The organism is Streptomyces sp. OR43 (genome assembly GCF_008042275.1).
GTDB lineage: Bacteria > Actinomycetota > Actinomycetes > Streptomycetales > Streptomycetaceae > Streptomyces.
The window spans coordinates 725579-751239 of record NZ_RDBK01000008.1 but is presented as its reverse complement, the minus strand read 5'-3'; the positions used below and the strand labels follow the sequence as shown (position 1 = coordinate 751239).

22 protein-coding genes, 1 pseudogene and 1 riboswitch are annotated in these 25661 nt (G+C 71.0%); of the genes and pseudogenes, 6 read left to right on the top strand and 17 right to left on the bottom strand.

What is annotated here, in order from left to right:
* Nucleotides 1-270 precede the first annotated feature (270 nt).
* Complete coding sequence (locus EAO72_RS07420; RefSeq protein WP_003959706.1) at nt 271-645, top strand: RNA polymerase-binding protein RbpA; 375 nt, start codon at nt 271-273, stop codon at nt 643-645.
* 298 nt (nt 646-943) lie between these two features.
* Here EAO72_RS07420 and fxsA read toward each other — a convergent pair whose 3' ends face one another.
* From fxsA to EAO72_RS07400, 4 genes are all read right to left on the bottom strand, one after another.
* Nucleotides 944-1516 (bottom strand): FxsA family membrane protein, encoded by a 573-nt coding sequence (gene fxsA / locus EAO72_RS07415; protein ID WP_148016365.1) that lies wholly within the window; start codon nt 1514-1516, stop codon nt 944-946.
* Between the two features lie 69 nt (nt 1517-1585).
* Nucleotides 1586-2353 (bottom strand): polyprenol monophosphomannose synthase, encoded by a 768-nt coding sequence (locus tag EAO72_RS07410; protein ID WP_148016364.1) that lies wholly within the window; start codon nt 2351-2353, stop codon nt 1586-1588.
* Between the two features lie 527 nt (nt 2354-2880).
* Nucleotides 2881-4521: an amidohydrolase gene (locus EAO72_RS07405; protein WP_148016363.1), complete on the bottom strand. Its 1641-nt coding sequence runs from the start codon at nt 4519-4521 to the stop codon at nt 2881-2883.
* An 84-nt stretch (nt 4522-4605) separates the two neighbouring features.
* Complete coding sequence (locus tag EAO72_RS07400; protein ID WP_024493538.1) at nt 4606-5046, bottom strand: Lrp/AsnC family transcriptional regulator; 441 nt, start codon at nt 5044-5046, stop codon at nt 4606-4608.
* A 202-nt stretch (nt 5047-5248) separates the two neighbouring features.
* Between EAO72_RS07400 and EAO72_RS07395 the strand changes: the two genes are divergently transcribed.
* Nucleotides 5249-5650, top strand: coding sequence for a hypothetical protein (locus EAO72_RS07395; RefSeq protein WP_148016362.1), 402 nt, complete (start codon nt 5249-5251; stop codon nt 5648-5650).
* A gap of 478 nt (nt 5651-6128) precedes the next feature.
* Here EAO72_RS07395 and EAO72_RS07385 read toward each other — a convergent pair whose 3' ends face one another.
* Entirely contained in the window at nt 6129-7301 is a 1173-nt protein-coding gene (locus EAO72_RS07385) for an acyl-CoA dehydrogenase family protein (protein ID WP_148016360.1), read from the bottom strand.
* 382 nt (nt 7302-7683) lie between these two features.
* Between EAO72_RS07385 and EAO72_RS07380 the strand changes: the two genes are divergently transcribed.
* Nucleotides 7684-8958, top strand: a complete 1275-nt coding sequence (locus tag EAO72_RS07380) for a glycoside hydrolase family 18 protein (protein ID WP_148016359.1) — start codon at nt 7684-7686, stop codon at nt 8956-8958.
* Nucleotides 8959-9035: 77 nt separating this feature from the next.
* Here the strand turns inward: EAO72_RS07380 and EAO72_RS07375 are convergent, their stop codons facing one another.
* Nucleotides 9036-9185: an SCO1431 family membrane protein gene (locus EAO72_RS07375; RefSeq protein WP_148016358.1), complete on the bottom strand. Its 150-nt coding sequence runs from the start codon at nt 9183-9185 to the stop codon at nt 9036-9038.
* Between the two features lie 399 nt (nt 9186-9584).
* Complete coding sequence (locus EAO72_RS07370) at nt 9585-10952, bottom strand: peptidase C39 family protein (RefSeq protein WP_148016357.1); 1368 nt, start codon at nt 10950-10952, stop codon at nt 9585-9587.
* 181 nt (nt 10953-11133) lie between these two features.
* Here EAO72_RS07370 and EAO72_RS07365 point away from each other — a divergent pair.
* Nucleotides 11134-11694 (top strand): annotated as a pseudogene (locus EAO72_RS07365) (uridine kinase family protein); the annotation flags it as partial.
* A 427-nt stretch (nt 11695-12121) separates the two neighbouring features.
* The gene (locus tag EAO72_RS07360) at nt 12122-14038 is read left to right on the top strand and encodes an AAA family ATPase (RefSeq protein ID WP_187284948.1); all 1917 of its coding nucleotides are present in this window, start codon (nt 12122-12124) and stop codon (nt 14036-14038) included.
* A gap of 81 nt (nt 14039-14119) precedes the next feature.
* Here the strand turns inward: EAO72_RS07360 and EAO72_RS07355 are convergent, their stop codons facing one another.
* The 10 genes from EAO72_RS07355 to ribD all read right to left on the bottom strand — a co-directional run bounded on the left by EAO72_RS07355 (nt 14120) and on the right by ribD (nt 22636).
* On the bottom strand, nt 14120-15217 hold the full coding sequence (locus EAO72_RS07355; protein ID WP_148016354.1) for a hemolysin family protein: 1098 nt from the start codon (nt 15215-15217) through the stop codon (nt 14120-14122).
* Nucleotides 15214-16584, bottom strand: a complete 1371-nt coding sequence (locus tag EAO72_RS07350; protein ID WP_148016353.1) for a hemolysin family protein — start codon at nt 16582-16584, stop codon at nt 15214-15216. The genes EAO72_RS07355 and EAO72_RS07350 overlap by 4 nt, the downstream gene beginning before the upstream one ends.
* Nucleotides 16585-16768: 184 nt before the next feature.
* Nucleotides 16769-17221 (bottom strand): PH domain-containing protein, encoded by a 453-nt coding sequence (locus EAO72_RS07345; protein WP_148016352.1) that lies wholly within the window; start codon nt 17219-17221, stop codon nt 16769-16771.
* 22 nt (nt 17222-17243) lie between these two features.
* Complete coding sequence (gene hisG / locus EAO72_RS07340) at nt 17244-18092, bottom strand: ATP phosphoribosyltransferase (protein WP_148016351.1); 849 nt, start codon at nt 18090-18092, stop codon at nt 17244-17246.
* A gap of 59 nt (nt 18093-18151) precedes the next feature.
* On the bottom strand, nt 18152-18424 hold the full coding sequence (locus EAO72_RS07335; RefSeq protein ID WP_018524273.1) for a phosphoribosyl-ATP diphosphatase: 273 nt from the start codon (nt 18422-18424) through the stop codon (nt 18152-18154).
* Nucleotides 18425-18459: 35 nt separating this feature from the next.
* Nucleotides 18460-18945 (bottom strand): 6,7-dimethyl-8-ribityllumazine synthase, encoded by a 486-nt coding sequence (gene ribH, locus EAO72_RS07330; RefSeq protein WP_148016350.1) that lies wholly within the window; start codon nt 18943-18945, stop codon nt 18460-18462.
* 36 nt (nt 18946-18981) lie between these two features.
* Nucleotides 18982-20280, bottom strand: a complete 1299-nt coding sequence (locus EAO72_RS07325) for a bifunctional 3,4-dihydroxy-2-butanone-4-phosphate synthase/GTP cyclohydrolase II (protein WP_148016349.1) — start codon at nt 20278-20280, stop codon at nt 18982-18984.
* On the bottom strand, nt 20277-20921 hold the full coding sequence (locus tag EAO72_RS07320) for a nicotinamide mononucleotide transporter family protein (RefSeq protein WP_148016348.1): 645 nt from the start codon (nt 20919-20921) through the stop codon (nt 20277-20279). The genes EAO72_RS07325 and EAO72_RS07320 overlap by 4 nt, the downstream gene beginning before the upstream one ends.
* Nucleotides 20918-21535 (bottom strand): riboflavin synthase, encoded by a 618-nt coding sequence (locus EAO72_RS07315; protein WP_148016347.1) that lies wholly within the window; start codon nt 21533-21535, stop codon nt 20918-20920. The genes EAO72_RS07320 and EAO72_RS07315 overlap by 4 nt, the downstream gene beginning before the upstream one ends.
* On the bottom strand, nt 21536-22636 hold the full coding sequence (gene ribD / locus EAO72_RS07310; RefSeq protein ID WP_148016346.1) for a bifunctional diaminohydroxyphosphoribosylaminopyrimidine deaminase/5-amino-6-(5-phosphoribosylamino)uracil reductase RibD: 1101 nt from the start codon (nt 22634-22636) through the stop codon (nt 21536-21538). It lies immediately after the preceding gene.
* A gap of 157 nt (nt 22637-22793) precedes the next feature.
* Nucleotides 22794-22924: riboswitch (FMN riboswitch) on the bottom strand.
* Nucleotides 22925-23187: 263 nt separating this feature from the next.
* Between ribD and EAO72_RS07305 the strand changes: the two genes are divergently transcribed.
* Nucleotides 23188-25530 (top strand): chitinase C-terminal domain-containing protein, encoded by a 2343-nt coding sequence (locus EAO72_RS07305; RefSeq protein WP_148016345.1) that lies wholly within the window; start codon nt 23188-23190, stop codon nt 25528-25530.
* Nucleotides 25531-25661: the final 131 nt, after the last annotated feature.

Genomic DNA, 25661 nt, shown 5'->3' with positions numbered 1-25661 from the left:
TGAAGTGAAAGGCCGGTAGTGTACGCCTTTGGCCTGCCCGGAGGACCGTTACTGCGAGTGGAAGCATCCAAACCGTTGGGTGACACCTTCCGCCAGATGTGACAAACCGGGCATTGGCGGGTACTTCAACACTCGCAAACCTGAAAAAGCAGCGGCACGACGGGCGACGCATGACCGGCAACGGGAATCTTTGCCGCCGACCGGTCGTTGACCGGATGACGACGACAGCGACATTTGTCCTGTGGGCGACAAGCCCGGGAGGCACGATTCATGAGTGAGCGAGCTCTCCGCGGCACGCGACTCGTGGTTACCAGCTACGAGACGGACCGCGGCATCGATCTGGCCCCGCGCCAGGCGGTGGAGTACGCATGCCAGAACGGACATCGATTTGAGATGCCGTTCTCGGTAGAGGCGGAAATTCCGCCGGAGTGGGAGTGCAAGGCGTGTGGCGCCCAGGCACTCCTGGTGGACGGGGATGGCCCCGAGGAGAAGAAGGGCAAGCCTGCGCGTACGCACTGGGACATGCTCATGGAGCGGCGCACACGCGAGGAGCTGGAAGAGGTGCTGGCCGAGAGGCTGGCGGTTCTGCGCTCCGGCGCCATGAATATCGCCGTGCATCCGCGGGACAGCAGGAAGTCTGCCTGACCGCGTAAGCACGCATAGAGACAGAGCCGCGGGCCGCGACACCTTGTGTGTCGCGGCCCGCGGCTCTTTGCCCGGGTCTTGGGCGGGCTGCAGCTCATTGCGTGGGCCTTGGGCGGCCCGCTACCGGGCTCGGGCTGTCTCCTTGGCCCCGGGCTCGGCCCGGCCCGGTGGTGCTCGACTCGCCACGTCGGCCGCCGCCAAGGAGGCCCTCAGCCGCCGGACGGGCTCGACAGGGCCACACCCACCGTGACATGGCCGGACTCCGCCGAGGAGTCACCGGCTCACTTGCCGGGCACCGTCACGGCGTCAGCGGCGGGCGCGGGGTGTCGTCCGGGCGGGAGGGCTCCTCGCGGATGACCTCGCCCTGGACGACCTTTCCGTCAGGGCGGTGCATGCGGGCCTGCTGGAAGGCGTCCGAGAGGCTGCCGGGCCCGGCGGTCCTCATCCGCCGTTCCAGTGAACGCTCGGCGTACCTGCTGAGCGCCGACCGGACCGGCGGCACCAGAAGCAGCAGTCCGGCCACGTCCGAGATCATCCCCGGAATCATGATCAGGAGACCGGCGAGCATCAGGAAGCCGTTGCCCCGGGTACTCGACGGCGCGGGCGACCCGTCGGCCCCCGGCTGTCCGGGCATCTGCTGGAGCGTCTCGGTGAGATTGCGGAAGGCGCGGCGGCCGGCCCGCTTCATCACCACGGCGCCGAGGACGACCCCCGCCGCCAGGAGCAGCAGCACGGTGAACCCGCCCGCCACGTCCGCCACCACGGTGAGCAGCCAGATCTCCAGCACCGCCCAGGCGGCGATGGCGAGGGGTACGAAGGTCCGGGCGCGCGAGCGCTTGCGGGCGGTCGGGGGCGGTGTGCCGGTCGTCATGTCCCCAGTGTGCCTGGGCCGGCGTCCGGACGGGGTAAGCGGGGTGACGGTGACCGCCCGGATCCGGGGTCAGGGGTTCCTGCGGCCGAGCGCCCGGTTCGTACGCGTGGTGACACCCCACGCGGTCACGCGCCAGAGCGCCTCGACCAGGATGTCGCGGCTCATCTTGGAGTCACCGACCTCCCGGTCCACGAAGGTGATCGGGACCTCGACGACATGGAAGCCGGCCTCGATCGCCCGGCGGGCCAGGTCGACCTGGAAGCAGTAGCCCTGCGAGGCGACCTCGTCCAGGCCGATGCCCTGCAGCGTCTCGGTGCGGAAAGCCCGGTAGCCGCCGGTCACGTCGCGCGTCTGCAGTCCGAGCATCAGCCGGGAGTACGTGCTGCCACCGCGGGAGATCATCTCGCGCGACTTGGGCCAGTTGACCACCCGCCCGCCGGGGACCCAGCGGGAGCCGAGCACGAGGTCGGCGCCCTTGAGCGCGGTGAGCAGGCGTGGCAGCTCCTCGGGCTGGTGGGAGCCGTCGGCGTCCATCTCGACGAGCACGCCGTAGTCGTGGTCCATGCCCCAGCGGAAACCGGCGAGGTAGGCGGCGCCGAGCCCCTCCTTGCCCTTGCGGTGCAGCACGTGGACCTGGTCGTCCGTCGCGGCGATCTCATCGGCGAGCTTGCCGGTGCCGTCCGGACTGTTGTCGTCGGCGACCAGGATGTCAGCCTCCGGCACGGCGGCGCGCACCCGGCTGACGATCGGCTTGATGTTCTCGGCCTCGTTGTAGGTCGGAATGATCACCAATGCTCTGCCGAGCGGGCCGTATCGCCTCTGACCGCCGTCGTTCACTTACTGCCCCTTAAGTCCGTACGCAGATGCACACCATATCGAGCGCGGCACGTGCCCAGACCGACCCGGTCGGGCGGCGTGGGGGACGGCGGCGGACAGAAGCACGGAAGTGCGGACAGAACTGCGGATGGGGGCCCGGCGCCCTTCGGGCCGACCTGGGACCCGCCGGCTGCGGGTCGACCTAGAGCCGTTGTCTACTGAACGTCCGGGCCCCACCCGGGTCACACCCTCCGCCCGGCTGAAACCTTCCCTCGCCCCCGAGGCGCGGGCGCTGAACCTGGCTGTCAGTGGTGGTGCGCCGGTGCGGCACACCACCCCATGACCCAGCGGCGTTCGACGACTGCGTGGAGGTTTAACCGGTCGGACGTCCTGTGGTGGACCTGGCCGAACCTACCGGCCAGTGGGCGCATTCTGTCAATAGTTGCCTGACCTGCATCGTTTACCGAACTTGCCTGGTCAGTCCCGAAGATCCCCAGGTCGTGGCAGAACGGGGCCGCCTTCGATCGGCGGTACGAAATGTCCGCACGTCACTCGTTCGGCCGTACGTAGACAGTTTGTCCGAAGACAACGGTGCGCAGGCAGACCGGGAGGTCGCCACCGGGGCTGAGGTCGGGCAGACCGGGCGTTCCCGACCGGGGATCCGTCGACCAGCGCGCCACCCGGTCGTCCGGGGCCTGGACCACCAGCTCCTCGGTGCGCCAGACCGCGTAGTCGGCCGGGGCTCCGGGCACCAGGGTGCCCGCGTCGTCACGCCCGACCGCCCGCCAGCCGCCCCGGGTATGGGCGGTGAAGCCGGCCCGGACCGAGATCCGGTGCTCGAGCGTCTGATGGAAAGCCGCGGCCCGCACCGTCCCCCACGGGTCCAGCGGGGTCACGGGGCTGTCGGAGCCGAACGCGAGGGGCACACCGGCCCGCAGGAGCGCCGCGTACGGGTTGAGGGTCCTCGCCCGCGCGGCACCCAGCCGGCGGGCGTACATGCCCTCCTCACCGCCCCAGGCGGCGTCGAAGGCGGGCTGGACGGAGGCGGTGAGGCCCAGCTCGGCAAATGCGGCGACCGTTTCGGGGGTGAGCATCTCCGCGTGCTCGACGCGGTGCCTGGCGGCCCGGACCCGGCCGAGGCCGACCTTCCCGGCCGCCGCCCTGACGCCCTGGACGACGGCGGTGAGTGCCGCGTCGCCGATGGCGTGGAAGCCTGCCTGGAGCCCGGCCTCGGTGCAGGCGGCGACATGGGCGGCGATCTGCGCGGCGTCCAGGTGCGCGGCGCCCGTGACCGGCGCGTCGGCGTAGGGCTCGTGGAGGCAGGCGGTGTGGGAGCCGAGCGACCCGTCGACGAAGAGGTCTCCCGCCGCGCCCACCGCCCCGAGCTCCCTGATGCGCCGGGCGTCCTTCTCGTCGCCGACCTGTTCGGCCCAGTAGCCGAAGACGCGCGGCCCCCGCTCCCCGGCCGCCAGCTTCAGCAGCGAGATGAAGTCCTCCTCGTCGGAGATGTCCGGGCCGCCGCACTCGTGGACGGTCCCGATCCCGAGGGACGCCGCGTGGGCCAGCGCGGCGCGCTGGGCACCGGCACGCTGCCGCGGCGAGACGGCTCCGTGGGCGGCCGCGCGCACCGCGTGGTGGGCGGCGCCCGTCAGCGGCGCGTCGGGCCGGTAGCCGTCCAGGGAGGCGGCCTGGGGGACGAGATCGAGCAGCGCGGTGCTGACGACCGCCGAGTGCACGTCGACGCGGGGCAGATAGACGGCCCGCCCGTCCGCCGCCGCGTCCAGCTCGGCGCGCGTGGGCGGGCGCTGCTCGGGCCAGCGCGTGGCGTCCCAGCCGTGCCCCAGGACCACCCGGTCGGCGGGGTGCGCCGCCACGTACGACCGCACGAGGCCGAGGGCCTCGGGGAGGGTGGCCGCGCCGGAGAGGTCGAGGCCGGTGAGGGCCAGACCGGTCGACGTGGTGTGGACGTGTGCGTCGGTGAACGCGGGGGTGACCAGGGCCCCGTCGAGGTCGATCACGTCGTCGACGCCGCTCGCGAAGGCGTCGGCGGCTCCTTCCGACCCCACCCAGGCGACATGGCCCCGTTCGACGACCATGGCGGTCGCGAAGGGGTCGGCGGGGCTGTGGACGTCTCCACCGCGCAGCAGCACGGTGCGGTGTTCGCTCTGGGGGGCGGTGCTCTCGGTCATGAGGACCAGTCTCCCGCCTGCCGGGGCCCGCGCGGTGCGCGACCCCCCTTACGGCCGCCTCACCCGCGGCCGGCGGCGGGGAGGTCAGATCTGCGGCGGGCGCGCCTCGTAGGGCGTGGAGAGGACGACGGTGGTGCGGGTGGAGACGCCGGCGAGCGACCGGATCCGGGTGAGCAGGTGCTCCAGCTCCAGCGGGGTCGCGACCCGCACCTTGAGGATGTAGTTCTCGTCGCCCGCGACGCTGTGGCAGGCCTCCAGCTCCGGGACACCGGCCAGCCGCTCCGCGATGTCGTCCGGCGCACTCGGGTCGAAGGGCTTGACCGAGATGAACGCGGTCAGGGGCAGGCCGACGGCCTCGGGGTCGACGACCGCGGCATAGCCCCGGATCACCCCGCGCTGCTCCAGCCTGCGGACGCGCTGATGAACGGCCGAGGTGGACAGGCCGGTGGCCTTGCCCAGGTCGGTGTAGCTCATCCGCCCGTCCTTGACGAGCAACTCCACGATTTGTCGGTCCAGCTCCTCCATATGGATCAATCTATGGCCACGGGCCGTCCAGGCACAGCCGTGGAGGGCAGTGAAGGGCACCTGCGAGCGGCATGTGACGAATGCCACAGGTTTACGCGCCGGTAGCCGAGCCCCTCACGGTTACGCCGGATGTGCGACGGGAAGTGCTTGCTGTGGTCGAGGCCGCGGCGCCTTGTCGGCCCACCCGAGGGGGGAATTTCCCATGCAGAGCCTGAAGCTCACCGGACGTACCGAACCGGAGCCCGTTGATCCTTTCGAGGACACCGCTCCCGACGCGTACGACACGTTCGAGATGTACCGGGTCGTGTGCCCGGACTGCGCGCAGCCCATCGCGCTCCTGGCGGACGAGGACGTACTGCCGGAGCACGCACTGTGCCCCACTCCGTGGAACCCGTTCGTCCTGACGGTGTGTGCCGGGACCGGCCGCGCCGCGTCCGGGGCCCGGCCCGCCGACGAGACGGCGGAGGCCCAGGAGCAGGAGACGGCCCTGCTGCTGACGCTCCCCCAGGGGCTCGACTGGAGGATGCAGCCGTTCTCGCACGCCGGGGGTGCCGGCTCGCACCCGCTCCGGGTGCCCCACCAGCTGCGCCGCGACGCCGCCTGAGACCGCCGCGCACTCGGACCGTCCGTCCTGATCCGGCGGACGGGCCCGAGGGCACCGGGGCGGTCCGGCCGCACCACGCCCCCGGCCGGGGGCGGCGATGCGGGCGGTCCGCCGCCGCTCCGGCCCGGCGCGCCAAGAGGACCTGGCGAACAGGCGCCCGAATCGGCCGGGCAGTGACCCGGCCCGGCTCCGTACCGTTGGCCCGGCATGACCCTGCTGCATTCCACGGCCGGCCCCGGTCGTCGCCGCCTCGCCGCTCCGGCCTCCGAAGAATCGGTTCCGCAGCCGCCTGCCCCGACAACGCCGTCGCAGACGCCCCGCCCGGCACCGCGATCCGGGCCCCACTCGACCGATCCGCCCATCTACCGGGCGCTGCTCCGGCACTGGGAGAGCACCGGCAGGACGCTGCCGGGCCGCCATGACCAGGAGTGGAACCGGATCATGACGACGCCGGTGTGGGCGGACCGTCCGCTGCGGGTCAGCGCGTCTCAGGACCCGCGAGGTGGCGGGCGATGACCATCCGCTGGATCTGGTTGGTGCCCTCGACGATCTGCAGCACCTTCGCCTCGCGCATCAGCCGCTCGACGGGGAAGTCCAGCGTGTAGCCGTATCCGCCGAGCACCTGGACGGCGTCGATGGTGACCCGCATCGCGGCATCCGTGCAGAAGAGCTTGGCCATGGCCGCCTGCCGGGAGAAGGGGCTTCCCGCGTCGCGCAGCCGGGCCGCCTCCAGGTAGAGCGCGCGGCCCGCCTCGATCTGGGTGGCCATGTCGGCGAGCATGAAGCGCAGACCCTGGAAGTCGGCGATGGGGCGGCCGAACTGCCGGCGCCCGGTGGCGTAGGCGACGGCCTCGTTCATGGCGGCCTGCGCCACACCGATGGCACAGGCGGCGATGCCCAGCCGGCCGGAGTCGAGCGCGGACAGGGCGATCGCGAAGCCCTGCCCCTCGTCACCGATCCGGCGCGCGTCGGGGACCCGCACGCCGTCGAAGTGCAACTGGGCCGTGGGCGAGCCCTTCATCCCCATCTTCTTCTCGGGCACGGCCGCGCTCAGGCCCGCGGCGTCGCCGGGGACGAGGAAGGCGGTGATGCCGCGGGGGCCGTCGACGCCGGTGCGGGCCAGGACCGTGTAGAAGTCGGCGATGCCGCCGTGGGTGATCCAGGCCTTGGTGCCGGTGATGACCCAGTCCTCACCGTCCCGTACGGCCTTGGTGCGCAGCGAGGCGGCGTCGGAGCCCGAGGCGGGCTCCGAAAGGCAGTAGGCGCCCAGCAGGCCTCCCGAGAGCATCGCCGGGAGGTGGTCGGCCTGCTGGTCCTTGGTGCCGTAGCCGGCGACCGCGTGGCAGGCGAGGGAGTGGACGCTGACGCCGAGTCCTACGGTGAGCCGGGCGGCGGCGAGTTCTTCGAGGACCTGGAGGTAGACCTCGTACGGCTGGTCCCCGCCTCCGTGGACGGAGTCGTAGGGCAGGCCGAGCAGGCCGGACTCGGAGAGCAGGGTGAAGACCTCACGCGGGAAACGGCCCGCGTCCTCCTCCTCGGCGGCCCGCGGCACGATCTCCCGCTGGGCGATGTCGCGGACGAGCGCGACGAGTTGCCTGGACTCCTCGGTGGGCAGACGGCGTTCCACCGATTGCAGGGCTCGGTCGGACATGACGGCGCTCTCCTCCCTGTCGGGCGTTGCGGCGGTCGCACGCGCGGGGTGTGAGCGGCGCCGCCGGGGGATCTCCGGACGATGCCCGGAAAACACTGCTGCCCAGCCGATGTTGCCCTCCCGGATTACGAGAGGCGCAGGCAGGCGGCTGTGGCGGGTTGAGTATGCCCGATCGGACGGTATCCGTCACCGGTTGACAGAACACGCCCGAAAAGCGGTGGGGCAGCCGGGACGATCACGGAAATTGGTCCGAACCATTGACCCAACTGGTCTAGTCCATCTACGGTTTCGGCGAACCGACTTTCCGCGTTCATGCCAATTCTGCGCGTCCGCGGAATGCCGGCCGTCCACTGGCACGTCCCCTCCCCCACGAGGAGCAACCATGACCGGACTTCACCGCCCGCGGGCCCGTTTCCGGGCCCTCGCGGCCGCCGCCTGTACCGCCGCCCTGGGCGCCGCCCTGCTCGGCGTCGCGGGCACCGGGTCCGCCGGAGCGGCCCCCGCCGCCCAGCAGGCCGCCGTACCGGCAGCAGCACCGGCCGCCCCCACAGCGGCCGGCGGCAAGGTGGTCGGATACTTCACCAACTGGGGTGTCTACCAGCGCAATTACCACGTCAAGAACATCGAGACCTCCGGCTCGGCCGACAAGCTCACCCACATCAACTACGCCTTCGGCAACGTCCAGGGCGGCAAGTGCACGATCGGCGACTCGTACGCCGACTACGAGAAGGCCTACACGGCCGACCAGTCGGTCGACGGGGTCGCGGACACCTGGGACCAGGAGCTGCGCGGCAACTTCAACCAGCTGCGCAAGCTGAAGAAGCTGCACCCGGAGCTCAAGATCATCTGGTCGTTCGGCGGCTGGACCTGGTCCGGCGGGTTCGGCGAGGCGGCCAGGAACCCGGCCGCGTTCGCCGCGTCCTGCCACAGCCTGGTGGAAGATCCGCGCTGGGCCGATGTCTTCGACGGTATCGACATCGACTGGGAGTACCCCAACGCCTGCGGACTGACCTGCGACACCAGCGGCCGTGACGCCTACGGCAACCTGCTGTCGGCGCTGCGCACCGAGTTCGGCACGGACAGCCTGGTCACCTCGGCGATCAGCGCGGACGGCTCCGAGGGCGGCAAGCTCGACGCGGTCGACTACGGCGGCGCTTCGAAGTACGTCGACTGGTACAACCCGATGACGTACGACTTCTTCGGCGCCTGGGACGCGAAGGGGCCGACGGCCCCGCACTCCCCGCTGACGTCCTACACGGGCATCCCGAAGGAGGGCTTCAACAGCGAGGCGGCCATCGACAAGCTGAAGGCGCAGGGCGTCCCGGCCTCCAAGATGCTGCTCGGCATCGGCTTCTACGGCCGCGGCTGGACCGGCGTCACCCAGGACGAGCCGGGCGGCACGGCGACCGGCGCGGCCCCCGGCACGTACGAGGCGGGCATCGAGGACTACAAGGTGCTCAAGAACAGCTGCCCCACGACCGGCACCGTCGCCGGCACGGCGTACGCGCACTGCGGCACCAACTGGTGGAGCTACGACACCCCGGCCACCATCGGCACCAAGATGGAGTACAAGAACCAGCAGGGCCTCGGCGGCACCTTCTTCTGGGAGCTCAGCGGTGACACCACGGACGGCGAGCTGATCAAGGCGATCGACTGACCTCGTCGCGGCAGGCATGAGGAGGCGGGGAGCCGGGCAGGCTCCCCGCCTCCGTCACGTCCGGGGCCGGGCGCGGGTCACATGAGGCCGAGCTGCGTGACGAACATCGCGATGACGACGACAAGGGTCCAGCCCAGGACGTTCTCCAGCAGCTTGGAGCCGTCGTCGGGCCCGCCGGTCCGTGCGCGGCGGCGGGCGTGGGTGGCGGTGGCGGAAGTCGCGGTCATGGCATCTCGTTCGGTCGGCCGGCGGTCGTTGTCCCCCGAGGACCCGACCACAGTGCCAGCAGGACGGGCCACCGGGGTAGAGATCTGCGTCACGGCCCCGGGGCCGGCAGGACCGCGCCGGAGAATGCCGACGGCTCCGGATCCCTGCGCTGAGCGGGTGCCGGGCGCGCGGGAAGGCGGAGGTGCCGGATGCCTTCTGTGCCCGAGACCACACCGCCCTTCACCACGGCTGGGCGCGCGGCGCCGAAGCACGGTGCGCACCGTGCCGCCATCCCCGGCCAGGGCGCGCTGCCCGGCTCGGGCAGTCCCCGATCGGGGCCACGGTGTACGGCCGTCTCGTGCAGGACGGCCGGTACCGCTGCTGTCAGCCCTCCGGGACGACCGTGGGGCCGCACCTGCTCACAGCAGCCCCAGCGACCGCAGCGCGCGCCGCTGACCCGCTGTCGGCCTGTCGGGCCAGTACAGATAGCAGACCCCACCCGTACCGCTTCTGACCTGCCCGTTCGCGTCATAGCGCTTCGTGCGCAGCCAGATGTTCTCCCACTCGCGCCGCAGATAGACATGGCGCACCGCCTCGTTGCTCGGCGACGCCGGGTCGTTGGCGATCACGTCGCCGTCCTCGGTGAAGCCGATCACCGTCATCAGATGGCCGGAGGTGCCGTAGCCCGCACCGGTCAGCTCCGTCTTGAGGAACGACTGCGACGTTATGGCCGGGATGCCGGCCCGGACCAGCGTCTCCAGGTCCGTCAGCGAGCCGAGCCGGGTCACCACGGCGTTCATGTCCGCGTAGGTCGCCGCGTAGGCGGCGTTGAACGGCCAGTTTCCGCAGCCCTCGTACTGGTTGTCGTACGTGAAGCGCGCCGCGTGGCAGACCTGCGGGTCCTCCAGTTCCGGCTTGACCCAGGCGAGGTCCTCGGCGGAGGGCTTGCGGCCCCAGTACTCGACGATCATCTGCGAGGAGGTGGGGCTGCACCACGCCTCGCCGCCGTTGTCGTACTCGGGGTACTGCCCCACGTGCACGTTCTGCGAGTAGCGCGGCACCGGAAGTTCCCGGGCGAGGCCGGGGACGGAGGCGGGCACCTCGAAGCGGTCCGGGATGTCCGACGCCATCGCGCCGATGCGCCACACCGTGGGCGTGAGGCGGGTGCCCGGCGTGCGGTACAGGGTCAGCCGCAGCCGGTAGGACAGCAGGCGCAGCCCGCTCGCCGCGTCGTCCACGGAGAAGGTGTCGGTCCAGATGGAGCTCTTGCCGTCGGTCTGGTCGTCCACGGAGGTACGGCGGATGTCACCGTCGCCCGCGGCCCAGCGGCCCATGACGTACCAGGGGGTCTCGGTGCCGTCCGAATAGCCGCCGCGCAGTTCGATCTGGATCCAGGTGCCGGCGGGCGTGTCGGCGTTCCAGGACGCGATGACCTCGGTGGCCGGGACGGTGGAACGGTGGACCGGCGAGGTCCAGGTGGCGTACTCCCACGCCGCGGTGGTGCCGGTGTGCGGGTCGGTGTAGTCGGTGCGGCCGAGCGGGTGCGCGATGACCAGGCCCGCACGGCGGCCCGCGACGGCCCGGGTTCCCCCGCCGGAGCCGCAGCGCCAGTCGGTGTACGTCGTCCAGAAACGGTTGTCCACGGATGAGGCCGCCGAAGGTGCGTCGGGCCGGGTGCGGGAGGGAGCCGCCGCCGACGCGGAAGCGGCGGACGACACCGCTCCGGCGCCGGCCGCTGCCGCGATCGCGGCGGTGAGCACGGTTCTGCGTGAGGTCGGACTGGGCATGGGCGAGACCCCCGGTCGTAAGCGGAATGGTGCTGCGGGTGCACGACAGTGCGCCAACTATTGCCGGTCGTCCCCCGGTTCGGCCAGCGATTCGGCTCGCGCCGAAGAACCAATATTGGTGTGGACCACTGGCGTGACCTGCGACTGCTCCGAGCCGGCCACCGGCTCGTAGGCTGGCGCCATGAACGACCTCTCGCGCCTCGCCGCACGGCTGCGCACCCTGGCGCCGTCCTGCGGGCCGGTCCGGCTGATCGCCGTCGACGGCCACGCGGGATCCGGCAAGAGCACCTTCGCCGCCCGGCTCGCGACGGAGCTCGGCGACGCTCCCGTGCTGCATCTGGACGATCTGGCCACGCACGAAGCGCTGTTCGACTGGACCGACAGGCTGCGGGAGCAGGTCACCGGCCCACTGTCGCGCGGCGAGAGGGCCCGCTACGCGCCGTACGACTGGACGGCGCGCGCCTTCGGGCCGCCGCGCACTCTGGAGCCCGCCCCGCTGGTGCTGATCGAGGGTGTCGGCGCGGGGCGGCGGGCCCTGCGCCCCGCTCTCGCCCATCTGTTGTGGATGGACCTGCCGGCCGCGGAGTCCTGGGAGCGGGGCCGGCGGCGGGACGGGCCGGCCCTGAGCGCCTTCTGGGACGGCTGGACGGCGGCCGAAGCGGCTCATTTCTCGGCCGATCCCTCACGCCCCTGGGCCGATGCCTTGGTACGCCAGTTGCCTGTGGGGTACGAGTGGCTGGAGTGACCCCCTCCGACAGCAGGAATGAACCATTCCGTCACCCAGCGTGTTCACCCCCCATCGCCATACCGAGCAGTCGGAAATCGGACCGGAAGTGCCCCAACTCGGCTTGACCCGGGGGCGGTACAGGTCTTACGTTCTCAATGTGCGGCTTTTCGGAGCCCCCACAGACGCGAAGCCCCCGGTTGTTCCCCCGTGATCGGGGGCTTCGCTCTGTGCCCGACACCTGCCTCCGGCCTCACTCCACCCCATTCCGCTCACCGTGGGTCACGTCCGTCTTCGGCCTGCGGCGCCCTTAGTCGCACACTCCCTGCGCAGGTACGATGCCTCTCGGTGCGGTCAATTCCCGTCCACGGCACAGTGATTCGGCGCGCCTCGGCGGGCTGTCGTGCGGCGGGACATCCTGGGGGCACGGTTTGTGGGGGACCTGATGGACATCGGCACGCAGGGCGCACAGGCCCCGGCCGACCTCGCGTGGCTGCGCGGCGTGGACGCCTACACGATGGGCGCCTATCCGCAGGCCGAGGAGGAGTTCAGAGCCGCGGTGCGCCTCGATCCCGGTATGGCGGACGCCTGGCTCGGCCTCCATGCGCTGCGGGTCGACACGACGACGGCCCTGCTGCACATGTACCGCCATCGCGACCGCTTCGGCGATCAGCGCGGGCGCTACCGACGCACACTCAATTCCTGGTACTGGCTGGGCTGGTGGGTGCAGCCGGTGCTGGAGAGCCCGCGCGACCTGCTGCTCGCGCACGCCTCGCACTGGCTGGACGGCCGCCATGTGCCGGACCTCGACCGGGCGCTCGCCGGTCTGCCGCCCGTGGACGCGGATCCGCAGGTCCGCTTCCTGCACGCCTGCCGTTCCTATCTCGTCAAGGACTGGGAGCAGCTCGTACGCCATACGGAGCACCTGATCGACGATCCGCTGCTGGGCATCGAGGCGGGGCTCTTCGGCGGGATGGCACGGGTGCGGCTGGAGATGTACGGGCAGGCCGAACCCCTGCTGTCCACCGCGCTGATGCGCTGCCGCAGCGAGCAGCCCCAGCGCAAGGAGCTGCGCTACTGGCTGGCCCGCGCGCACGAGGGCACGGGCCGCAGTGCGGCCGCGCTGCCCCTGTACCGGGCGGTCCACCGGATCGACCCGGCGTTCATGGACACCTCGGCACGGCTGGCCGCGATCGCGGACTACGACGGGCTGGACGGCTCCGAGGAGGCATCCGGCCTGGCCGCCGTCTCGCTGACCGGTCTGGGCGCCGACGGTACGTTCACGGAGGCGCAGGCGGACGGCGATGCGCTGCTGGGAACCGATCTGGTGGACGGCAGGGAACTGCGGCCCGGCGTCGAGCCGCAGAGCCTGCCCGGCATCGACGTGTCACCGCCACCGGGCGGGGCCCGGCAGAAGACCGCGGTCCCCGGCCAGCCCTCGCCCCAGTCGTTCCCGGCCGGGCCGAGCGATCCCGTGCTGCTCGCCGAGGCGCTGGCGGAGCTGGAGCGGATGGTCGGCCTGGAGCCGGTGAAGCGGCAGGTCAAGGCGTTGTCGGCGCAGCTGAACATGGCAAGGCTGCGGGCGGGCCAGGGGCTGCCCGTCCAGCCGCCGAAGCGGCATTTCGTCTTCTCGGGGCCGTCCGGGACCGGCAAGACCACGGTGGCGCGGATCCTGGGCCGGGTGTTCTACGCGCTGGGCCTGCTCGGCGGGGACCATCTGGTGGAGGCCCAGCGGGCGGACCTGGTGGGCGAGTTCCTGGGCCAGACGGCGGTGAAGGCCAATGAGCTGATCGACTCGGCGCTGGGCGGGGTGCTCTTCGTCGACGAGGCGTACAGCCTCTCCAACACCGGGTACAGCAAGGGCGACGCGTACGGCGACGAGGCGCTGCAGGTCCTCCTCAAGCGCGCGGAGGACAACCGGGACCATCTCGTCGTCATCCTGGCCGGCTATCCGGAAGGCATGGACCGGCTGTTGTCGACCAACCCCGGGCTCTCCTCGCGCTTCACCACGCGGGTGGACTTCCCCAGCTACCGGCCGCTGGAGCTCACCTCCATCGGTGAGGTGCTGGCGGCCGAGAACGGGGACGCCTGGGACGAGGAGTCGCTGGAGGAGCTGCGGTCCATCAGCGGCCACGTCGTCGACCAGGGCTGGCTGGACGAGCTCGGCAACGGCCGCTTCCTGCGCACGCTGTACGAGAAGAGCTGCGCCTACCGCGATCTGCGGCTCTCGGGGTACGCGACGGTGCCGACGCGGGACGATCTGGCAACGCTGCGGCTGCCGGACCTGATGCAGGCCTACGGCGAGGTGCTGTCCGGACGGGGGCCGGTGGGCCGGGGCCGGCAGGAGCCGCCCGAGGTGTGAGGCGGTTCCTGCCGGCCCGATCCGGTGGAAAGGGCCGGTGGCCCGTCCGGATCATGCCGGGCCCGGTCCGGACGAGAGGTTCTACCCGACCAGGGCGGACAGTTCGTCCGAGCCGGTCTGCCGTTCCTCGGTGCGGCGCGGCTCCGAGACCCGGTGGGCCGGGTCGCGTACCTCTCCGACCAGCATTTCCAGTACGTCCTCCATGGCGACCAGGCCGAGTATCCGGCCCGACGCGTCGGCGACCTGGGCGAGATGCGTCGCCGCGCGGCGCATCACGGTCAGGGCGTCATCCAGGGGCAGCTCGGCCCGCACGGTGGCCATGGGGCGCCACACGTGCTGCGGGACGGCCCGCTCGCCGTCCTCCAGGTCGAGGACGTCCTTGACGTGGAGGTAGCCCATGAAGGGGCCGCCGCCCTCCGCGCAGACGGGGAAACGCGAGTAGCCGGTCCGTACGGTGAGCTCCTCGATCCGGCGCGGGGTGACGGAGGGGTCCACCGTCACCAGGGCCGCCCGGCGAAGGAGCACATCGGTGACGGGCCTGCTGCCGAGCTCCAGGGCGTCCTCCAGCCGTTCCTGCGCCTCCGGCTCCAGGAGCCCGGCCTGTCCCGAGTCCTCGACGAGGCGGTTGAGCTGCTCGCTGGTGAAGACGGCCTCCACCTCGTCCTTCGGCTCGACACCGAAGAGCCGGAGCACCAGCCGGGCACAGGCGCCCAGTGCCGAGGTCACCGGCCGGCAGAGCCGGGCGAAGCCGACGAGGCCGGGGCTGAGCCACAGCGAGGTCTTCTCCGGCGCCGCCATCGCCAGGTTCTTCGGGACCATCTCGCCGATGACGAGGTGGAGGAAGACGACGAGGACGAGCGCCAGCACGAAGCCGAGCGGGTGGATCATGCCCTCGGGCAGGTGCGCCGTGTGGAAGACGGGCTCCAGCAGACGGGCGACGGTCGGTTCCGCGACGGCGCCCAGGGTCAGCGAGCAGATGGTGATGCCGAACTGGGCGGCAGCCATCATCTGCGGCAGGTTCTCCAGGCCGTACAGCACCCGGCGGGCCCGGCTCGACCCGGCTGCCGCGAGGGGTTCGATCTGGCTGCGGCGCACCGAGACGAGGGCGAACTCCGCCCCCACGAAGAAGCCGTTCGCCAGGACGAGAAGTCCGGCGAAGAGCAACTGGACGAGGCTCATCGCGCTGCCTCCAGGACCCGGCGGGACGCCCGCGGCGCGGCGGCCGGTGCGGGTGCCTCGGCCAGGCGCACGAAGCGGACCTTCTCGGCCCGGTAGTGGCCGACCTGGCGGACGGCGATCCGCCAGCCGGGCAGCTCGGTCCGGTCGCCCGGGGCCGGGATCCGGCCCAGCAGGTCGGCGACCAGTCCGGCAACGGTCTCGTAGGGGCCGTCGGGCACGTCGAGGCCTATGCGGCGCAGGGTCAGCACCCGGCAGCTGCCTTCGGCGTCCCAGGCGGGCCGCCCGTCCTCGGGGGCGGCGGCGGCCAGCTCGGGACGGTCGGCGCCTTCGGCGTCGTGCTCGTCGCGCACCTCGCCGACGAGCTCCTCGATGATGTCCTCCAGCGTGACGACTCCGGCGGTGCCGCCGTACTCGTCGACCACGACGGCGATCGGCTGCTCGTTGCGCAGCCGCTGGAGCAGCTGCTCGACGGGCAGGGTCTCGGGCACCAGGAGCGGCGGCACGGCGATCCGGCCCGCGGGGGTCCGCAGGCGGTCCGGGGCGGGGACGGCCAGCGCGTCCTTGAGGTGGATCATGCCGACGACCTCGTCGATGCGCTCCCGGTAGACGGGAAAGCGGGACAGGCCCGTGGCGCGGGTGAGGTTGAGGACGTCCTGCGCGGTCGCGGAGGACTGGAGGGCGCTGACCTTCACGCGCGGGGTCATCACGTGCTGGGCGGTGAGCCCGGCGAGGGACAGGGTCCGGACGAAGAGGTCCGCGGTGTCCTGTTCGAGGGTGCCGGCCTCTGCCGAGTGGCGCGCGAGGGAGACCAGCTCCCCCGGCGTACGGGCGGATGCCAGTTCCTCGGTCGGTTCGACTCCGAAGAGCCGCACCAGCCGGTTGGCGGCGGTGTTCAGCAGGCCGATCACCGGTCGGAAGACCCGGGTGAAGCCCTGCTGGGGCCCGGCGACGAACCGTGCGACCTGGAGCGGCTTGGAGACCGCCCAGTTCTTCGGCACGAGCTCGCCGATGACCATCTGGACGGCGGCCGCGAGCAGCATGCCGATGACCACGCTGATGCCGGGGACGGCACCGTCGGGCAGACCGGTCAGGGAGAGGGGGCCTTCCAGCAGCTGGGCGAGCGCCGGCTCGGCGAGCATGCCGACCACCAGTGAGGTGATCGTGATGCCGAGCTGGGTGCCGGAGAGCTGGAAGGAGAGTTCACGCAGGGCGTCGACGACGGTTCGGGCCCGTCGGTCGCCCTCGGCGGCGGCGCGCTCGGCGTCCGCACGTTCCACGGTGACGAGCCCGAATTCGGCTGCCACGAAGAACCCGTTGGCGAGGATGAGAAGGAATGCCGCACCGAGAAGCAGCAGGGGGGTGGTCATACCGCCGCCTCCACGGAAGGGGCGGCGCAGGTACTACCGGACGATCCGTCCATTGCTGGAGGGAGTCACTCCTTGGGTCGCAGGAAAGCCCCGCGGGCCTCGGGGGCCTCTGGTGCGGGGCGGGGCGCTCAGGGCGCCGCCGCCCTCCAGAGTAATCAACGAGAGGCCGTACGGGGCAGGGGGCTCAGCGGTTGTCCGTGCCGGTGCCGTGGTTCTCGGCGAGGGCGCGGAGCGTTCGGGCGTCGCGGATGGCCTGCTCCTTGGCGATTCCGGGCTGGATGCCGAGAGCGGGCATGCTGGTCCCGTCGCTGAGGTCGAGGAAGACCCACGGGTCGCCGGCGCGCAGGTTGACGCGCACGATCTCCGCCCAGGACAGCCGCCTGGTGCGGGTGAGATTGACGACCGTCACCCCGTTGTCGTCCGCCACGATCCTGGGGCGGCTGAGCAGCGCCAGGACGCCGAAGAAGAGCAGCGCGGTGAAGACGAAGCTGGCCCGCTCTCCCCCGCTGAGCTGTTCCAGGGTGAAGGCGACGGCGGTGATGACGGCGAACATCACCGCTCCGACGGTCAGCAGGACCACCCGGGTCCGGGTGGGCCGGAAGGTGACCGGAAGGGCGGGGAGTGCGGGGGCTGGCATGGTCTTCTTCCGTGTCCCGCCGTCAGAGGCGGCAGGCGTGGATGGCCGTGGTGAGGATGGCGCGGGCACCGAGGTCGTACAGGTCGTCCATGATCCGCTGCGCCTCCTTGGAGGCGACCATGGAGCGGACGGCGACCCAGCCCTCGTGGTGCAGCGGGGAGATGGTCGGCGACTCCAGACCCGGGGTGAGGGCCACGGCGCGCTCCAGGTGCTCGACGCGGCAGTCGTAGTCCATCATCACGTAGCTGCGGGCCACCAGGACGCCCTGGAGGCGGCGCAGGAACTGCTGGACCTTGGGGTCGTCGGCGTCGGCGCCGGTCCGGCGGATGACGACCGCCTCCGACTTCATGATCGGCTCGCCGATGACTTCGAGTCCGGCGTTGCGCATGCTGGTGCCGGTCTCGACGACGTCGGCGATGATCTGGGCGACGCCGAGTTCGATGGCCGTCTCGACGGCGCCGTCGAGGTGGACGACGGAGGCGTTGACGCCGGTGTCGGCCAGGTGCTTGGCGACGATGCCCTCGTAGGAGGTGGCGATGGTCATGCCGTCGAAGTCCTGCGGCCCGGCGGCGGTGCCGGGCTTGGTGGCGTAGCGGAAGGTGGAGCGGGCGAAGCCGAGCTGGAGGATCTCCTCGGCATCGGCACCGGAGTCCAGCAGCAGGTCGCGGCCGGTGATGCCGATGTCGAGGCGGCCCGAACTGACGTAGATCGCGATGTCGCGCGGGCGCAGGTAGAAGAACTCGACCTGGTTCTCGGGGTCGACGAGGACGAGTTCCTTGGACTCCTTGCGCTGCTTGTAGCCCGCCTCATGGAGCATCGCCATCGCAGGCCCGGAGATAGCACCCTTGTTGGGGACGGCGATGCGCAGCATGAGGTCGGGTTTCCTTTGCGAAGGGGTTCTGGGACGTCGGGCGGGTGCGGAGGTCGTGCTCAGAGGTGGGCGTAGACGTCGTCGAGGGAGATTCCGCGCGCGACCATCATCACCTGGACGTGGTACAGCAGTTGCGAGATCTCCTCGGCGGCCGCGTCCTTGCTCTCGTGCTCGGCGGCCATCCAGACTTCGGCGGCCTCCTCGACGACCTTCTTGCCGATGGCATGCACGCCCTTGTCCACCAGTTCGGCGGTACGGGACGTGGAGGGGTCGCCGTTGGCGGCCTTGAGCTGCAGCTCGGCGAAGAGCTCTTCGAAGGTTTTGTTCGCCATGATGTCCTTAAGAATACGGGGTCCCGGACCCGCACTCAGCGCCAGGGTTCGCTGACCGAGCGCAGTGTGGTGGCGGTGGCCACGGCGGCGGTGACCGCTTCGTGCCCCTTGTCCTCGTTGGACCCGTCCAGGCCTGCCCGGTCGAGTGCCTGCTCCTCCGTGTCGCACGTGAGGACACCGAAGCCGACGGGGACACCGGTGTCCACGGCGACCTGCGTCAGGCCGTTGGTGACACCGTGGGACACGTATTCGAAGTGCGGGGTGCCGCCGCGGATGATCACGCCGAGGGCGACGATCGCGTCGTAACCGCGGCCGGCCAGCACCTTCGCGACGACCGGGAGCTCGAAGCTGCCGGGGACCCGCAGCAGGGTCGGCTCGTCGATGCCCAGCTCGTGCAGCGCGCGCAGTGCACCGTCGACGAGTCCGTCCATGACCTTCTCGTGCCACTGCGCCGCGACGACGGCGACGCGCAGGTCACCGCAGTTGCGTACGGACAGTTCGGGTGCGCCCTTGCCGCTCATGTCTCTCCTACTTCGTTCCGGATCGGTGCTGGTGTGTTACTGGTTGCCGCAGGTCGACGCGGTGGCGGCGTCGAGCCAGGGCAGGTCGTGCCCCATGCGGTCGCGCTTGGTGCGCAGGTAGCGCAGGTTGTGCTCGCCCGCCTGGACGGGCATCGGCTCCCGGCCGGTGACCGCCAGGCCGTGCCGCAGGACGGCGGCGGTCTTGTCCGGGTTGTTTGTCATGAGCCGCAGGCTGTGGACGCCGAGGTCCTTGAGGATCTGGGCGCCGGCCGCGTAGTCCCGGGCGTCGGCGGGCAGGCCGAGCTCCAGGTTGGCGTCCAGCGTGTCGACGCCGCGCTCCTGGAGTTCGTACGCGCGCAGCTTGGACAGCAGCCCGATGCCGCGGCCCTCGTGGCCGCGCAGATAGACGACGACTCCGCGGCCCTCCTCCGTGATGCGCCGCATGGAGGCGTGCAGCTGGGGGCCGCAGTCGCAGCGCTGGGACTGGAAGATGTCGCCGGTCAGGCACTCGGAGTGCATCCGGACCAGGACGTCCTCGCCGGTCCCGATGTCGCCATGGACCAGCGCGACGTGTTCGACGCCGTCCACGGTGGAGCGGTAGCCGTACGCGGTGAACGCGCCGAAGTCGGTCGGCAGCCGTACCTCGGCCTCACGGCGGACGGTGGGCTCGGAGGTACGGCGGTAGGCGATCAGGTCCTCGATGGAGATGATCGTCAGTCCGTGCTTGCGGGCGAACGGCACCAGCTGGGGCAGGCGCAGCATGACGCCGTCCTCCCCGGCGATCTCGACGATCGCACCCGCGGGCCGCAGTCCGGCCAGCCGGGCCAGGTCGACGGCGGCCTCGGTGTGGCCGTTGCGCACGAGGACCCCGCCGGAGCGGGCGCGCAGCGGGAAGATGTGGCCGGGGCGCACGAAGTCGCCCGGTCCTGCCGTGCCGCCCGCGAGCAGCCGGAGCGTGGCGGCCCGGTCGGCGGCGGAGATGCCGGTGCTCACGCCGTGGGCTGCCGAGGCATCGACGGAGACGGTGAAGGCGGTTTTCATCGACTCGGTGTTGTGCGCGACCATCTGCGGCAGTTCGAGCCGTTCCAGCTCGTCGTTCTCCATGGGCGCGCAGATGAGTCCGCGGCACTCGCTCATCATGAAGGCGACGATCTCAGGGGTGGCCTTCTCGGCCGCGATCACGAGGTCGCCCTCGTTCTCCCGGTCCTCGTCGTCGACGACCACGACGGGCCGGCCCGCGGCGATGTCACGGATGGCCTGCTCGACGGGGTCGAGGGAGAGGTCCTCGACGGGTGCTTCGTGCTCGCGGTGCAACCAGGTGGGCTGGGCAGTCATGCCGTGGCTCCTTCCAGAGCGGGTGTCCGCGTACGCAGCCACCAGTCGCGCATGCCCCACAGGACGAGGGCCCCGTAGACGACGTAGATGAGACCGGAGAAGGCGAGCCCGCTGTGGAAGTTGAGCGGGACGCCGACCAGGTCGACGAGGAGCCAGGCGAACCAGAACTCGACCATGCCGCGGGCCTGGGCGAGCATCGCCACCAGCGTCCCGGCGAATATGTACGCGTCCGCCCACGGGCTCCAGGAGAGCGAGGGGAACGCGGTGAACAGGCCGCCGACCGCGAGGGTGCCGAGGGCGGCGCCGCCGAGCAGGTAGCCGCGCTCACGCCAGGTGGCGAACCGTACGGCGATGGAGCCGTCCTGGGCCTGCTGCCGGCCCCGGGTCCACTGCTGCCAGCCCCAGACCGCCACCGCGATGACGATGACCTGCTTGCCAACGCTGCCGGCCTGGTGGACGGAGACGTTGGCGGCGACCAGCACGGCGCCGGACAGGAGCTGGGCGGGCCAGGTCCAGATCGAGCGGAGCCAGCCGAGGGTCAGGGCGATCAGACCGATCGTGTTGCCGATCATGTCGGACCAGATGATGTGCTGGTCGAAGACGGTGAACGCCTCCGAGTTCAGCCAGTCGAGCGCGCTCACTCTGCACTCTCCCCGGGCTCCTGCGCGGAGTTGCCGAGCAGCCGCTCGACGTACTTCGCGATGACGTCCACCTCCAGGTTGACCGGGTCGCCGGGCTCCTTGATGCCGAGCGTGGTCAGGGCGAGGGTGGTGGGGATGAGGCTGATGGTGAAGTAGTCGGGCCCGGCGTCCACGACGGTCAGGCTGACGCCGTCGACGGTGATCGAGCCCTTCTCCACCACGTACCGGGTGAGGTCCGCGGGGAGGGAGATCTTCACGATCTCCCAGTTCTCGGAGACCCGGCGCTCGATGATGCGGCCCGTGCCGTCCACGTGGCCCTGGACGATGTGCCCGCCGAGCCGGCCGCCGAGCGCCATGGGGCGCTCCAGATTGACCCGGGAGCCCGTGGCCAGGGCTCCGAGGCTGGAGCGGTTCAGCGTCTCGGCCATCACATCGGCGGTGAACTCGTGCTCGCCGAGGTCCACGACGGTCAGGCAGACACCGTTGACGGCGATCGAGTCACCGTGCTTGGCGCCTTCCGTGACGACGGGGCCGCGCAGACGGAAGCGGGAGGCGTCGTCGAGCTTCTCGACGGCGGTGACCTCACCCAGTTCTTCGACAATTCCGGTGAACACTCAGTTTTCCTTCCGGGCGGGGCCGGGGACGGCGGTGATGCGCAGATCGGGGCCGATGTGTTCGGTCTCGGTCACATCGAGGCGCAACGCCTCGGCGATGGTGGAGATTCCGGCGTCGGCGAGGGCCGCGGGGCCTGCGCCGAGGAGCACGGGGGCGAGGTAGCCGACGACCTTGTCGACCAGTCCCGCCGCGACGAAGGCCCCGGCCAGGGTCGGGCCGCCTTCGAGGAGTACGGAGCGGACGCCGCGCCCGTGGAGGGCGGCGAGGAGTGCGGGAAGGTCCAGGCCGGGGCCGCCCGCCGCGCGAGGCAGCCGCAGGACGGACTCGGCGGGGAGGTGGCGCGCGTCGGCGTCGTCGGCGACCGCGATCACGGTGGGTGCGGTGGGGTCGAGGACCCGGGCACCGGGACGTACGGCGGTGGCGGCGGTGTCGACCACCACACGCAAGGGCTGGACCGCATCGTCGATGCCCCGCGCCCCGAGCTGCGGGTCGTCGGTGCGGGCGGTGCCGGAGCCGACCACGACCGCGTCCGCCTCGGCGCGCAGGCGGTGGACGTCGGCACGGGCCTCGGCGGAGGTGATCCAGCGGCTGGTGGCGTCGGCGGCCGCGATCCGGCCGTCCAGGGTCGCCGCGTACTTCCAGGTGACGTGCGGGCGGCCGAGGCGCACCGAGGTCAGCCAGGCGGCGTTGACCGCTTCGGCCTCTTCGGCGAGCAGCCCCTGCTCGGCCTTGGTCCCGGCGGCGCGCAGGGTGTCCGCACCGCCCGTGGCCTGCGGGTTCGGGTCGCCGACCGCGTACACGACACGGGCGATCCCGGCCTCGACGAGCGCCTGGGCACAGGGGCCGGTGCGGCCGGTGTGGTTGCAGGGTTCGAGGGTGACGTAGGCGGTGCCGCCCCGGGCCTTCTCGCCGGCCGCGCGCAGGGCGTGGATCTCGGCGTGCGGCCCGCCGGCGCGCTGGTGGTAGCCCTCACCGACGGGGTGACCCGTCGCGTCGAGGACGACGCATCCGACGACCGGATTGGGGCTGGTGGAGCCGAGGCCGCGGGCGGCGAGCTCGATGGCTCGGCGCATGGCGGTGGTGTCGGCTGCGGTGTCCACCGGGTCCTCCTGCCTCTTCGGGCACGGACTCCGGGGCCTGTCGATGACGACAGATGAAGCGGTACGTCGCGCAGAAGGACGCCGAATGCCCGAAAAACGGATGGACCGGTCGCCCGAAACCCATCCGCCGACGGCGGCGTACCCGCGAAACGGCCCGCCGCGCACTGCCTCCCATCCGGACTTTAACCGTCGGTCCAGGAATCCCACCTGGTCAACCGGCCGCTGGATGCGGACGGGTCGCGGACTATAACCGCCGGTTCGGAATTGCACCGACCCCGGAGTGCGCTGCTGCTGGTACACGATCAGTGTGCCACGAGTGGCCATGCCCCATACGGGCGAACGCTGTGGAGTGGCTCACAGACAGGCCGTGACAAGGGCTTTTTTCGGACACTCGCACCCTATTGGTCCAGACCTATTGACGCACTGGTCTAGTCCTCTTAATCTCTGCGTCACCTCCGAGGAGCGGTTCCGGGTGTGCGCACACCCGGGAACCAACACGACCCACCCCCTTGCCAGTTGTGTTCTGCCGACCTCCACAGGAGGAACCGAACGTGCTGTCCCCCACTCGCGCGAGAGCCACCCTGCTCGCAGCCGGCGCCGGCGTCGCCGCCCTGCTGATCGGCTCGCTCGCCGCAACTCCCTCACAAGCCGCCGACCAGGAGTCCTGTCGCCCCGACGGGCTCTACGAGACCCCGGGCGTGGCCGTCCCGTACTGCTCCGTGTACGACTCCGAGGGCCGCGAGAAGATGGGCGCCGACCACCCGCGGCGGGTCATCGGCTACTTCACCAACTGGCGGACCGGCAAGGACGGCAAGCCCGCCTACCTGGCCTCCGACATCCCGTGGGACAAGGTCACCCACCTCAACTACGCGTTCGCCCATGTCGACGGCGCCAACAGGCTCTCGGTCGGCGGCGACGGGCCGGAGAACGCCTCGACCGGTATGACGTGGCCGGGAGTCGCCGGTGCCGAAATGGACCCGGGCCTCCCCTACAAGGGTCATTTCAACCTGCTCAACAAGTTCAAGAAGCAGCACCCGAACGTGAAGACGATGGTGTCGGTGGGCGGCTGGGCCGAGACCGGCGGCTACTTCGACGACAGCGGCAAGCGGGTGGACTCCGGCGGCTTCTACTCGATGGCGACCAACGCCGACGGCTCGGTCAACCAGGCCGGAATCAACACCTTCGCCGACTCGACGGTCGACTTCATCAAGAAGTACGGCTTCAACGGCGTCGACATCGACTACGAGTACCCGACCACGATGAAAGACGCCGGCAACCCGCTGGACTGGACCCTGTCCAACGCCCGCCGGGCCGGTCTGGTCAAGGGCTACGCCGCGCTGATGAAGACGCTGCGCGAGAAGCTCGACCGCGCGTCCGCCGCCGACGGCAAGCACTACCTGCTCAGCGTCGCCGCGCCCTCGTCCGGCTATCTGCTGCGCGGCATGGAGACCTTCCAGGTCCAGAAGTACCTGGACTACGTCAACATCATGTCGTACGACCTGCACGGCGCCTGGAACGAGTACGTCGGCCCGAACGCGGCCCTGTTCGACGACGGAAAGGACGCCGAACTCGCCCAGGCGAGCGTCTACTCGACCTCGCAGTACGGCGGGACCGGCTACCTCAACACCGACTGGGCCTACCACTACTTCCGCGGCTCGATGCCGTCCGGCCGGATCAACATCGGGCTGCCGTACTACACACGCGGCTTCAAGAACGTGCAGGGCGGCACCAACGGCCTCTGGGGCAAGGCGGCCGCCACGAACTGCCCGGCCGGCGCGGGCCTGACCAAGTGCGGGGACGGGGCCGTCGGCATCGACAACCTCTGGCACGACCAGGACACCGCGGGCAAGGAGGCACCGGCCGGCTCCAACCCGATGTGGCACGCGAAGAACCTGGAGAAGGGCGTCGTCGGCGACTACGTCACGGACTACGGATTCCCGGCGGACACGAAGCTGACCGGCACCTACGTCCGCAACTACGACGCGACGCTCGTCGCGCCCTGGCTGTGGAACGCCGAGAAGAAGGTCTTCCTCTCCACCGAGGACGAGCAGTCGGTGAAGGCCAAGGCGGCCTACGTGGCCGACAAGGGCATCGGCGGCACGATGATCTGGGAACTCGCGGGCGACTACGGCTGGAACGCGGCCAAGGGCCAGTACGAGCCCGGCTCCACGCTCACCTCGACGATGTACGACACCTTCAAGTCGGCTGCGCCGTACGGGGCGAAGCGCTCCACCACCGACCTGCCCGCGCAGGCCCTGGACATCGACGTCTCCTTCGACCAGTTCCCGCTGGGCGACTCCAACTACCCGATCAGTCCCAAGCTGAAGATCACGAACCACACGAAGGCGACGCTGCCGGGCGGTACGGAGTTCCAGTTCGACTACGCGACGTCGGCGCCCGCCAACGCCAAGGACCAGTCCGGCTTCGGCACCACGATCGTGCGCAGCGACCACACCGCCGCGAACAACATCGGAGGGCTGAAGGGCGACTACAACCGCGTCTCGCTGAAGCTGCCCGCCTGGCAGAGCCTGGCACCCGGCGCCTCGGTACAGGTGGACTTCGTCTACTACCTGCCGACGTCCACGCCGTCCAACTGGACGGTGACGTTCGGCGGGCGGTCATACGCGCTGGCCGCCGACCTGGCCCGCGGTACGACCGTCGTCGAGCCGGGCGGCAGCACACCGTCACCGGACCCGACCGGCACGACCGGACCGAGCCCTGACCCGACCGGCGGCACGTGCGCGGCGGCGGCCTGGAGTGCCTCGGACTCCTACGGGGCCGGGGCGACCGTCAGCCACGGTTCCCACCAGTGGAAGGCCAAGTGGTGGACGAAGGGTGAGACGCCCGGCACCACCGGCGAATGGGGCGTCTGGCAGGACCTCGGCGCGTGCTGACGCGTTGTTCACCCCGGGAGCGMGYCCCTTGGGCGGGTGGCAGTGGGGTCCCCGGGGATGCGGGTCCCCGCAGGTGCGGGGTTCCGTCCTCAATCGCCGGACGGGCTTGGGGTGGCGGGCCGCCCGTGGGG

Coding starts and splice junctions, on each gene's coding strand:
- EAO72_RS07395 (WP_148016362.1), top strand. CDS start 5,249: ATGCAGAGCCTGAAGCTCACCGGACGTACCGAACCGGAGCCCGTTGAT.
- EAO72_RS07345 (WP_148016352.1), bottom strand. CDS start 17,221: ATGCCAGCCCCCGCACTCCCCGCCCTTCCGGTCACCTTCCGGCCCACC.
- EAO72_RS07360 (WP_187284948.1), top strand. CDS start 12,122: ATGGACATCGGCACGCAGGGCGCACAGGCCCCGGCCGACCTCGCGTGG.
- EAO72_RS07380 (WP_148016359.1), top strand. CDS start 7,684: ATGACCGGACTTCACCGCCCGCGGGCCCGTTTCCGGGCCCTCGCGGCC.
- EAO72_RS07385 (WP_148016360.1), bottom strand. CDS start 7,301: ATGTCCGACCGAGCCCTGCAATCGGTGGAACGCCGTCTGCCCACCGAG.
- EAO72_RS07370 (WP_148016357.1), bottom strand. CDS start 10,952: ATGCCCAGTCCGACCTCACGCAGAACCGTGCTCACCGCCGCGATCGCG.
- ribH (WP_148016350.1), bottom strand. CDS start 18,945: ATGAGCGGCAAGGGCGCACCCGAACTGTCCGTACGCAACTGCGGTGAC.
- EAO72_RS07375 (WP_148016358.1), bottom strand. CDS start 9,185: ATGACCGCGACTTCCGCCACCGCCACCCACGCCCGCCGCCGCGCACGG.
- EAO72_RS07335 (WP_018524273.1), bottom strand. CDS start 18,424: ATGGCGAACAAAACCTTCGAAGAGCTCTTCGCCGAGCTGCAGCTCAAG.
- fxsA (WP_148016365.1), bottom strand. CDS start 1,516: ATGACGACCGGCACACCGCCCCCGACCGCCCGCAAGCGCTCGCGCGCC.
- EAO72_RS07325 (WP_148016349.1), bottom strand. CDS start 20,280: ATGACTGCCCAGCCCACCTGGTTGCACCGCGAGCACGAAGCACCCGTC.
- hisG (WP_148016351.1), bottom strand. CDS start 18,092: ATGCTGCGCATCGCCGTCCCCAACAAGGGTGCTATCTCCGGGCCTGCG.
- EAO72_RS07355 (WP_148016354.1), bottom strand. CDS start 15,217: ATGAGCCTCGTCCAGTTGCTCTTCGCCGGACTTCTCGTCCTGGCGAAC.
- EAO72_RS07420 (WP_003959706.1), top strand. CDS start 271: ATGAGTGAGCGAGCTCTCCGCGGCACGCGACTCGTGGTTACCAGCTAC.
- EAO72_RS07350 (WP_148016353.1), bottom strand. CDS start 16,584: ATGACCACCCCCCTGCTGCTTCTCGGTGCGGCATTCCTTCTCATCCTC.
- EAO72_RS07400 (WP_024493538.1), bottom strand. CDS start 5,046: ATGGAGGAGCTGGACCGACAAATCGTGGAGTTGCTCGTCAAGGACGGG.
- EAO72_RS07405 (WP_148016363.1), bottom strand. CDS start 4,521: ATGACCGAGAGCACCGCCCCCCAGAGCGAACACCGCACCGTGCTGCTG.